At 61.7% G+C, this 10,094-nt stretch carries 10 protein-coding genes and 1 pseudogene; 2 read left to right on the top strand and 9 right to left on the bottom strand.

Translation table 11 applies throughout. The annotated features are described in order from the left end of the window. A pseudogene (locus HLUSI_RS28510) lies at window positions 1-173 on the top strand (ABC transporter permease); the annotation flags it as partial. Window positions 174-181: 8 nt separating this feature from the next. Here HLUSI_RS28510 and HLUSI_RS0113135 read toward each other — a convergent pair. Both HLUSI_RS0113135 and HLUSI_RS0113130 read right to left on the bottom strand, forming a co-directional pair. After that, entirely contained in the window at window positions 182-1,531 is a 1,350-nt protein-coding gene (locus HLUSI_RS0113135) for an LLM class flavin-dependent oxidoreductase (RefSeq protein WP_016834417.1), read from the bottom strand. 75 nt (window positions 1,532-1,606) lie between these two features. Continuing rightward, a complete protein-coding gene (locus tag HLUSI_RS0113130; RefSeq protein ID WP_016834416.1) occupies window positions 1,607-1,960 on the bottom strand; it encodes a DUF3088 domain-containing protein in 354 nt (117 codons plus the stop codon). A gap of 245 nt (window positions 1,961-2,205) precedes the next feature. Here HLUSI_RS0113130 and HLUSI_RS0113125 point away from each other — a divergent pair, with 245 nt between their 5' ends. After that, window positions 2,206-2,553: a hypothetical protein gene (locus HLUSI_RS0113125; RefSeq protein WP_016834415.1), complete on the top strand. Its 348-nt coding sequence runs from the start codon at window positions 2,206-2,208 to the stop codon at window positions 2,551-2,553. Window positions 2,554-2,569: 16 nt separating this feature from the next. Here the strand turns inward: HLUSI_RS0113125 and HLUSI_RS0113120 are convergent, their stop codons facing one another. The 7 genes from HLUSI_RS0113120 to HLUSI_RS0113090 all read right to left on the bottom strand — a co-directional run bounded on the left by HLUSI_RS0113120 (window position 2,570) and on the right by HLUSI_RS0113090 (window position 9,713). Further along, on the bottom strand, window positions 2,570-3,457 hold the full coding sequence (locus tag HLUSI_RS0113120) for an L-fucono-1,5-lactonase (RefSeq protein WP_016834414.1): 888 nt from the start codon (window positions 3,455-3,457) through the stop codon (window positions 2,570-2,572). 103 nt (window positions 3,458-3,560) lie between these two features. Next, the gene (locus HLUSI_RS0113115; protein WP_016834413.1) at window positions 3,561-4,502 is read right to left on the bottom strand and encodes an ABC transporter substrate-binding protein; all 942 of its coding nucleotides are present in this window, start codon (window positions 4,500-4,502) and stop codon (window positions 3,561-3,563) included. Between the two features lie 56 nt (window positions 4,503-4,558). After that, complete coding sequence (locus HLUSI_RS0113110; protein WP_029363480.1) at window positions 4,559-5,599, bottom strand: ABC transporter permease; 1,041 nt, start codon at window positions 5,597-5,599, stop codon at window positions 4,559-4,561. Window positions 5,600-5,636: 37 nt separating this feature from the next. Then, on the bottom strand, window positions 5,637-7,181 hold the full coding sequence (locus HLUSI_RS0113105) for a sugar ABC transporter ATP-binding protein (RefSeq protein WP_016834411.1): 1,545 nt from the start codon (window positions 7,179-7,181) through the stop codon (window positions 5,637-5,639). Between the two features lie 74 nt (window positions 7,182-7,255). After that, window positions 7,256-7,594 (bottom strand): L-rhamnose mutarotase, encoded by a 339-nt coding sequence (locus HLUSI_RS0113100; protein WP_016834410.1) that lies wholly within the window; start codon window positions 7,592-7,594, stop codon window positions 7,256-7,258. A gap of 10 nt (window positions 7,595-7,604) precedes the next feature. Beyond that, window positions 7,605-8,381 (bottom strand): SDR family oxidoreductase, encoded by a 777-nt coding sequence (locus tag HLUSI_RS0113095; RefSeq protein ID WP_016834409.1) that lies wholly within the window; start codon window positions 8,379-8,381, stop codon window positions 7,605-7,607. A gap of 54 nt (window positions 8,382-8,435) precedes the next feature. Then, window positions 8,436-9,713: an L-fuconate dehydratase gene (locus HLUSI_RS0113090; protein ID WP_016834408.1), complete on the bottom strand. Its 1,278-nt coding sequence runs from the start codon at window positions 9,711-9,713 to the stop codon at window positions 8,436-8,438. Window positions 9,714-10,094 lie beyond the last annotated feature (381 nt).

Raw genomic sequence — 10,094 nt, 5'->3', positions numbered from 1 at the left:
AGGGCCTTGGCGCGGTCGGCGCCGGCGGGCTGGGCGACCTGGCGATTCGTTACGGTTACGAGCGCTATGAGACGCGCGTGATGTTTGAAGTCATCGTGATCCTGATTGCGCTGGTGTCCGTCATCCAGCTGGTGGGTGAGCGCGTATCGCGCCGCTTCGATCATCGTCACTAATTCATGCTTCAGGCGGCGTCGGCAATGCTCTTGCGTCCGCCCGGACGTGCCAGTCCCAGATGTTCACGCAGTGTCGTTCCCTCATAGTCGCGGCGGAAAATGCCGCGCTTCTGCAGGATCGGCACGACGCCGTCGGTGAAGTCCTGCAAGCCGCTCGGCAGCGCATCCGGCATCAGGTTGAAGCCATCGGCTGCACCGCCCTTGAACCAGTGCTCGATGTCGTCGGCGACCTGTTCGGGTGTGCCGACCACGACGCGGTGACCGCCGCCGCCCGCCAATGCATACACCAACTGCCGCGCGGTGTAGCCGTGCTGCCGCGCCTGCGCCAGCGTGGCGTTGAAGAAAGTGTGATTGCCGTTGCCGTTGCTGGGCAGGGCGATATCGTCGGGCAGGCGTTCATCGAGCTTGATGCGTTCCGGCGCCACGCCCAGGATGCCGGCCAGGCGATTGATGTTGTAGCTCCAGGGGATCATGTCGATCAGCTCGTCGCGCCGGCGAATCGCGTCCGCTTCCGTGGCGCCGATGATGGTGGTCAGCCCGGCCAGGATCTTGACCGCATGCGGACCGCGTCCGTAGGCCGCTGCGCGCGCATTGAGTTCGCGTCCGTAAGCCTGCGATTCCTCGAACGACTGCGATGCCGAGAATACGGCCTCGGCATGGCGCGCAGCAAGGTCGCGGCCGTCGGCGGAACCGCCCGCCTGCACCAGCACCGGATGGCCCTGCGGCGTGCGCGGCAAGTTGAGCGGGCCGTGTACGGAAAAGTGCGTGCCGCGATGCCCGATCGGCTGCACCTTGGCAGTGTCGATGAAGCGGCCGCCGACCTTGTCGCCGATCACCGCGTCGTCTTCCCAACTGTCCCACAAGGCCTTGACCACGTCGGTGAACTCGGCCGCGCGCGCATAGCGTTCAGCGTGGTTCGGCACTGCGTCGCGGCCGAAGTTGCGCGCCGAGCCGAGATCGGCGGTGGTGACCACGTTCCATCCTGCGCGGCCCTTGCTGACATGGTCCAGCGTGGCGAAGCGGCGCGCGATGTTGTACGGTTCGTTGTAGCTGGTCGAGGCGGTGCCGATCACGCCGATGTGCGTGGTCGCCGCCGCCACGCTGGCCAGCAGCACGGTCGGTTCCAGCGCCGTGATGGGACGGAAATCGATCTGCTCGATGATGGAGGCGTTGTCGGCCAGGAAGACCGCATCGAACTTCGCGGCTTCGGCGATCTGCGCCACGCGGATGTAATGGCCGACGTCGATGAAGGCATGCGGATCGGCGTCGGGAAGGCGCCAGGCCGAAGGCACGAAACCGGAATGCAGGACGTTGATGTTGAGATGCAGCTGGCGCGGGCGCGTGCTGGATTCGCTCATGGGAATACTCCGGTCGGGGCGGGAAGGATCAGGTCGGAAGCGCCCGCGCCGACATCGGCGCGAACCGATGATGCATCAATGCACCTTGAAGAACCCGTGGCGCTCCGCCAGCAGGTCGAGGATGCGGCGCGTGTCGGTGATGAAGCGCTTGTCGCCGAGCTGCTGCACGTGCGCGCTGTCGGCCGGCAGCGGTTGTTCATCGCCAAGGATCAGCACCGGCAGGCTCTGGTGATCCGCATCAAGCGCGGCGACCACCTTCTGGCGCGGCTTGGCGAAGGGCAGGCGCTGGACGTCGAGGCGTCCGGCATGCTCCGGATCGCCGGCCAGCAGGCCTTCGATGGGCGCGCCGTCGGGGCAGATGAAACGTTCACCGGGATGGTTCGGGTCGGTAAATCCGGCTTCCAGCAACAACAGCAAATCGCGGCTCATGGCGCACTCCAGAAAGAGAAAATCAATCGTTGATTCTCTTGCGCGCGCCACGCCGCCGCCACGAATATATCCGCATATTCATATACCGCGTGCAGCCTTGGGTACTTTCGCAGCAGCACGCCCGAAGACGAATTTGAAAGCAAGAACTCGTATTGCGCCGAGGGACAATTTTGGAATATACTGGATTTATGTACAGTATAATTCGACAATTAAGACATGACGGAATCCGCCGCACCGAGGCGGAAGTGGCTGCCGACGCCGGTTTCGCCGGCATCGTGACGATGAGCATGGCCGGCACCACGCGCCAGATGACGCTGAGCGCGCCCGAAGGTGCGGAAAATGCGAATGGGGCGACGGTCTTGTTGCTGTCGCCGCTGTATGAACCGCAATTGCTGAGCATGCATGCCGACGGCATGATCGTGCGCGGCTGGCAGCGTGTGCTTGGTGTACCCAATGATCGCACCGGCAAGAACACGCCGGGTGCGACCTATCTTCAGGAATGGGTGCTGACGCTGGTGGCCCAGCGGCCGGCCAGCATGCGCGAACTGAACACCGTAATGGCGACGCCCTTGCAACTGGTGCAGGGCAATTGAAAAATAACCGTCCGGGCTATCGGACTTTGATGCCGTAACAACGCGCCGCCGTTCCACCCCACAAAGCGTCCTGCTCGTCTTTGTTCAGGTTGCTCGTCGCCCAGTCGGCAATCAGATCCGCTACCTTGCCGTAAGAGTCAGCCAGCAAACACACCGGCCAGTCCGAACCGAACATCAGGCGCTGCGGACCGAAGGCTTCCAGCGCGGTATCGAGGCAGATGCGGATGTGCTGGTAGTCGGCCGGCTGCAGGCCGTTCTGCCAGTCGGCTTCGGTGACCAGTCCCGACAGCTTGCACACCACGTGCGGCAATGCGCCCAGCGCCAGCAATTCCTTTTCCCAGCGCCACAAGGCATCGTCGCTGTTGCCGCCGTTTTTGCCGAATTCGCGCAGCGCCGGCTTGCCGAGATGATCCAGCACCAGCCAGTGTTTGTCATGGCGTGCGCAGAATGCCTGCGTGTCGGCCAACTGGCTTTCGAACACCAGCACGTCGTAGACGTAGTGACGCTCCTGCAGCAACGCCACGCCGCGATTGAAATCGGCGTGTTCCAGGAAGGCGCCCGCATCGGCTTCATCTTGCACCTGATGGCGGAAACCCAGCAGCTTGTCGCCGCCATGCCATTCATCGAGGCGCTCGCCGAGGTCGGGCACGGCGAGGTTTTCCCAGCCGACCACGCCGGCGATGAAATCATGCTCCTGCGCCAGCCCGAGCAGGAAGCGCGTCTCGTCGCGGCCCGAACGCGCCTGCACGGCAATCGACGCATCCAGCTGATGTGCGCGCAACAGCGGCAGCAGATCGGCCGGCAGCTTGTCCTGCGCCAGCACATCCATGCCGGCGCCTATCCATGGGTAATCTTCGGCGCGATAGCGCCAGAAATGTTGATGTGCATCGATGCGCATGGTCATGGCCTGGTCAGAGAAAAATGGAAAATATCAAATGAGAATGCCGGCGTATCCGCAGTGTGCGAATGCCGCCGGCATCGGATCCTCAGGTCAGATGATCAGACGATCAGTCGTACAGCACTGCCGCGATCTTCGGATCGGCGATGTTGCTCTTGTCGTACCAGTAGAAACCGGTGTCGATGATCTTCGGCAGCTTCTCGCCCTTGAGCGCCTTGACTGCAGCTTCGACGGTCTTGTAACCGATGCCGACCGGGTTTTGCGTGATCGCGCCTGCCATCTGGCCGTCGCGGATGGCATCCTTCTGCTGCTTGCCGGAGTCGAAGCCGATAATGACGACCTTGCGCTTCATTTCCCTGGCGCCGTTGAGCACGCCGATGGCCGAACCTTCATTGGTGCCGAAGGCGCCCTTGAGTTTCGGATAAGCCTGCAGGATGGACTTGGTGACTTCGGTCGACTTCAGCTGGTCGCCGGCGCCGTACTGGATGCTGACGATCTTGATCTTCGGATAGGCCGATTTCATGCGATCGACGAAGCCGTCGCGACGGTCGATGCCGGTGCGGCTGGTCTGGTCATGCGCGACCACGGCGACTTCGCCTTCCTTGCCGATCAGTTCGGCCATCTTGTCGGCGGCCAGTGCAGCGGCGGCCTTGTTGTCGGTAGTCGTGGTCGTGACCGGGATGTCGCTGTCGACGCCGGAGTCAAATGCGATCACCGGGATCTTCGCGGCTTGCGCCTTCTTCAGCAGCGGCAGCGCAGCCTTGCTGTCGAGCGCGGCAAAACCGATTGCCTGCGGCTTCTTGGCCAGTGCGGCGGACAGCATGTCGATCTGCTTGTCGACCATGGCTTCGGTTTCCGGACCTTCGAAAGTCACCTTGACCTTGTAGTCGGTCGCGGCCTGGTTGGCGCCGGCCTTCACCGCCTGCCAGAATTGATGCTGGAAGCCTTTCGAGACCAGCGGAATATAGATTTCCTGCGCTTGCGCAATGCCGCTTGCGCCGAACGCGAAGCTGAGGCCGAGGGCGATGTTGAGGGCTCTTCTCTTTATCATTTTTTAAGTCTCCTTGATGAATGTTAAAACAGCGGGGGTAAGGCGATTTCTACTTTTTATTGTCGGCGGCGGCGCAGGATATCCATATAGACCGCCAGGATGATGATCACGCCGGTGACTACCGTTTGCCATTCCTGCGCCACCGACATGATGCGCAAGCCGTTGATCAGCACGCTCATGATGAAGGCGCCGATGATGGTGCCGAGGATGGTGCCGGTGCCGCCCGATAGCGAAGTGCCGCCGATCACCACGGCGGCGATGGCGTCGAGCTCGTAGCCCTGCCCCAGCGCCGGTTGCGCCGAATTCAGGCGGGAGGCGATCAGCAGGCCGGCGATGCCGCAGATGGCGCCGCTGACGGTGTAGACGGTGACCTTCCAGAAATCCACCTTGACGCCGGACAGGCGCAGCGCTTCTTCATTGCTGCCCAGCGCGAAGGTGTAGCGGCCGAACACGGTCTTGTTCAGGATGACGCCGGCGGCGATCGCCACCAGGAACAAGATCAGCACGGCGTTGGGAATCGGCAGCGCCGGGATCAGGTCGCCGATCAGCGACTCTTGCGAAATCTGCGGAAACGACGGCGTATCGTTGAAGTAGATCGGCTTGGTGCCGGAGATCACCAGCGACAGACCCTTGAGCAACATCATCATGCCCAGCGTGGCGATGAACGGCGGCACCTTGAGCTTGGCGATCAGCATGCCCGAAGTCCAGCCGCACAGCGCGCCGAAGAAGATGGCGGCGGCGATGCCCAGCGGCAGCGGCATGCCCCAGTTAGTCAGCACCACGCCGGCCATGACGGCGCAGAAGGTCATCATGGTGCCCACCGACAAGTCGATGCCGGAGGTGATGATGACGTAGGTGCAGGCAATGGCCAGCACGCCGTTCACAGCGGTCGATTGCAGGATGCTGACCAGGTTGTCCACCTCCATGAAGTTGGGCGAGGCGAAGCTGAAGAACAGGATCATCAGCAAGAGACTGGCAAAGGCCAGCAGCTTCTGGCGCGCGGCCGGGTTGAACAGGCGGGCGCGCAGGCCCTGGGCGGAAGCGGTATTGGCCATGGTGGTGGATGCGGAAGTGGCGGAGTGGATGTTGTTTGCCATGATCGTCTCGGGTCTAGTATGGGGGGCGTGGGCGGCCTCAGCTGGCCACGGCCGATTCGCGCTGGGTGGCCAGTTGCATGATTTTTTCCTGCGAGGCTTCGGCCGCGCTGAGTTCGCCGGTGATGCGCCCTTCGCACATGACCAGCACGCGGTGGCTCATGCGCAGAACTTCCGGCAGCTCGGACGAAATCATCACGATCGCCTTGCCTTGCTCCGCCAGCGTGTTGAGCAGCTTGTAGATTTCGCTCTTGGCGCCGATGTCGATGCCGCGCGTGGGCTCGTCGAAGAACAGGATGTCGCAGTCGCGCAGCAGCCACTTGGCGATCACGATCTTTTGCTGGTTGCCGCCGGACAGCAGGCGCGCCGGCTGGTCGATCGACGGCGTCTTGATGGAAAGCTGGCGCACGTAGCTTTGCGCGGTGCTGCGGATGGCGGCCTGGTCGAGGAACAAACCCTTCTTCAGGAAGCGATTCATGCTCGACATGACCACGTTGGCCTTGACGTCGAGGCCGGTGGCCAGGCCGAAGTGCTTGCGATCTTCCGAGAGATAGCCGATGCCGTGGGCGACGGCGTCGGACGGCGACTTGATCACGGACTTGCCGCCGTGGATGAAGATCTCGCCGGCATCGAGCGGATCGGCGCCGAAGATGGCGCGTGCGACTTCGGTGCGGCCGGCGCCCATCAGGCCGGCGAAGCCGAGGATTTCACCCTTGCGCAACTGGAAGCTGACGTCGCGGATGGCATGACCGCGCGTCAATCCCTTGACCTCCAGGACGATCTTGTTGTCGCCGGCATTGGCGGTGACCGGTCGCGCGCCGTCGAGCTGGCGGCCGACCATCATGCTGATGATGGTGTCGATCGGGGTTTCTTCGGTCGGCACGGTGGCGATGTATTTGCCGTCGCGCATGACGGTGACGCGATTGGAAATGCGGCGCAGCTCATCCATCTTGTGCGAGATGTAGACGATGCCGACGCCCTGCGTTTGCAGGTCGCGGATGATGCGGAACAGCTCGTCGATCTCGGCGTTGTTGAGCGCGGCGGTCGGCTCGTCCATGATCAGGACGCGCGAATTGAAGGACAGCGCCTTGGCGATTTCCACCATCTGCTGCTTGGCCACGGTCAGTTCGCCGACCTGGATGCGCGGATCGAGCTTCAGACGCATGCGCGCGAAGATCCCGGCGGTCTGGCGATTGAGGGTCTCTTCGTCGAGGAACATGCCGAAACGTCCGCGCGGCTCGCGGCCGATGAAGATGTTTTGCGCGGCGCTGAGGTGATTCATCAGGTTGAGTTCCTGATGGATGATGCCGATGCCGAGTTCCTGCGCCGCGCGCGGACCGTCGATATCGACTTCCTTGCCGTCGACGAAGATGCTGCCTTCGTCCTTCTGATAGACGCCCGACAGGATCTTCATCAGCGTCGATTTGCCGGCGCCGTTTTCGCCCATGAGCGCGTGCACTTCGCCCGGCAGCAGGTCGAGCTGACAATTGTCCAGCGCCAGCACGCCGGGAAAGCGTTTGGTAACGTTACGCAGCGAGATCAGGTAACCCGATTCGTTTGCGGTCTCTGTATTTTCTGATTGCATGCCTGCCTCGTTGATGCAAACCAGCCTTGTTGTATTGATCGGCCGTGTTGTTTGTTTCACTACTGCTGTTGCCCTCACTGCGCCGTCAGGTCGAAGATCTTCGCCATCGGCACCCATTTCTCTCCTTGCGGCGTCCACGGCGTCGGCGCCTGGAATTGCCACATCAGCGTTTCCCATTCCTGTACTTTGGGATCGCTTTCCATTGCCTGCGCCATTGCCGCCGCGTCATACACGGCGTCGTCAGTATCCATGATCATCGTCATGCGCGTACCGAGTCGGTAGATTTCCATGCCGGTCACGCCGTGTGCGCGCAGATGCGCGGCGATCTCCGGCCAGATGCGGCGATGATGTTCTTCGTAGCGCGCGATCAGCGCCGCGTCGTCTTTCAGGTCGAGTGCGAGGCAGTAACGCATGGCTCGCCCCTCAGCTCAACGCGCGGTCGAGATGGGTATAGCCGCCGTCGACGAACACCCATTGCCCGGTGGTGTGGGCGGCGCGATCCGACAGCAGGAAGACGGCAGTGTCGGCCATTTCTTCCGAGGTCGTGAAGCGCTTGCCGAACGGAATCTTGCTGGCAATCGAAGCGATCTTCTCTTGCGGATTGTCGAAACCGGAAATCCATTTCTCGTACAGCGGCGTCATGACTTCGGCCGGGATCAGCGCATTGACGCGCACGCCGTCATTGGCCAGTGCGGCCGCCCATTCGCGTGTCAGCGACAGTTGCGCGCCCTTCGATGCGCAATAGCCGCTGGTGTTGCCCTGGCCGGTGACGGCGGTCTTGGACGAGACATTGACGATGGCGCCGCGCGTGGCCTTGAGGTGCGGTACGCAATAGTGCGCCATGACGTAATAATGAATGAGGTTTTTTTCCAGCGATTGCATGAAGGCGACACGGCCGGCATCGAGGCCGACGCTGTCGTTGACGCCGGCGTTGTTGACGAGGCCGTCGAGGCGGCCGAATGCACGCACGGTCTCGGCAATCGCTTGCTCGCACTTCCCTTCATCGGTCAGGTCGAGCAGGAAGAAGCGCGCCTGCGGTTGCAGTTTCAGCAACTGCTCCCGGAAGGCGTCATGGGGCTGGCTCTTGCCGAACACCACGGGAATCGCGCCTTCAGCGGCCAGCTGCAGCGAGATGGCGCCGCCGATGCCCGACGCGCCGCCGGTGACGATCACGACTTTGTCTTTGAGATGTAAATCCACGTTTGTCTCCGTGTTGCGATTGTTTCAATCGCTATTGTTGTCTTGTTTTTTTGATCAGCCGCGGAAGCGATATTGCTCCAGCGATTCCGGCTTCATCGTAATCGAGAATCCCGGTGCGGTCGGCGGCATGTAGGCAGCCCCTTTGACCACGCAGGCGTCGATAAAGTGCTCGTGCAAATGATCAACGTATTCGGTCACGCGTCCTTCGAGGGTGCCGGAAATGCAGACATAGTCGATCATCGACAGATGTTGCACGTATTCGCACAGGCCGACGCCGCCGGCGTGCGGACAGACCGGCAACTTGTATTTGGCCGCCATCAGCAGCACCGCGAGGATTTCATTGACGCCGCCGAGTCGGCAGGAGTCGATCTGCACCACGTCGATGGCGCCGCGCATGATGAACTGCTTGAACAGCACGCGGTTCTGGCACATCTCGCCGGTGGCGACCTTGACGGCGCCGATGCCTTCGCGGATCTTGCGGTGGCCTTCGACGTCGTCCGGGCTGGTCGGCTCTTCGATGAACCATGGCTTGGCGAAGGCCAGCTCATTCACCCATTCGATCGCCTGGTCGACTTCCCAGACCTGGTTGGCGTCGATCATCAGGTGACGATCCGGCCCGATGACTTCACGCGCAATGGTGACGCGGCGCTTGTCGTCGGCAAGATCGCGGCCAACCTTGAGTTTGATGTGGTTGAAACCGCCATCGATGGCTTCCTTGCACAGGCGGCGCAGCTTGGCGTCGTCGTAGCCCAGCCAGCCGGCCGAGGTGGTGTAGCAGGGATAACCGTTCTGCTCCAGCAGGCGGATGCGTTCGGCCTTGCCTGGAGCCTGTGCGCGCAGCAGCGCCAGCGCTTCGTCGGGCGTGATGCAGTCGGTGATGTAGCGGAAGTCGATGCTGCGCACCAGTTCTTCCGGCGACATGCCGGCCACCAGCTTCCACAGCGGCTTGCCTTCCGCCTTGGCCCACAGGTCCCAGACTGCATTGACGACGGCGCCGGTGGCGAGATGGATCGCGCCCTTGTCCGGGCCGATCCAGCGCAGCTGGCTGTCGGAGGTGATGGTGCGCCAGAACCGTCCCATGTCTTCACTGACCCAGGCCAGGTCGAGGCCGACCACCAGATGCTCCATCGCCTTGATGGCAGCACAGCAAATCTCGTTGCCGCGACCGATGGTGAAGGTCAGGCCGTGGCCTTCGAGGCCGGACTGGTCGGTTTCCAGGATCACGTAGGCGGCGGAGTAGTCCGGATCCGGATTCATGGCGTCGGAGCCGTCGAGCGTCTTCGAAGTCGGGAAACGTACGTCCAGTACGCGCATGGAAGTGATGGTGGTCATCGTCTCAGTAGAAAAAGGGTGTTAAGAACAAATGTCAGTGAAGCCCATGAAGCCGGTCGATGCACGCCGGCTTGGCACGCTCGCTCGTCACGCTGTCCTGCTCCTGTCTCCGCAACGCTTTTTTGCGTTGCCGTCGTTGTTGTGCATGGCGCCGCCTGAAACCCACAGGCGGCAGGAATGGCCATGAAGTGTGGCGATTATTGCACGCAGCCTTAAATTCATCAATAAAATTCTATTTTATATTTGAGTTTACTTTGCTACTATCGCTTCGCCGCAGCCCACAACGGAATCACGCCTGATCGAGTGATAACCAATAAGTAGTGGAGAGATATCAAAAAGAAGATGCCTTTGTGGCAATATTTCTTTGAAATTTTATTAAAA

This window comes from Herbaspirillum lusitanum P6-12, assembly GCF_000256565.1.
GTDB lineage: Bacteria > Pseudomonadota > Gammaproteobacteria > Burkholderiales > Burkholderiaceae_D > Herbaspirillum > Herbaspirillum lusitanum.
The sequence above is the reverse complement of the archived record's forward strand: the minus strand, read 5'-3'. Positions and strand labels throughout refer to the sequence as shown.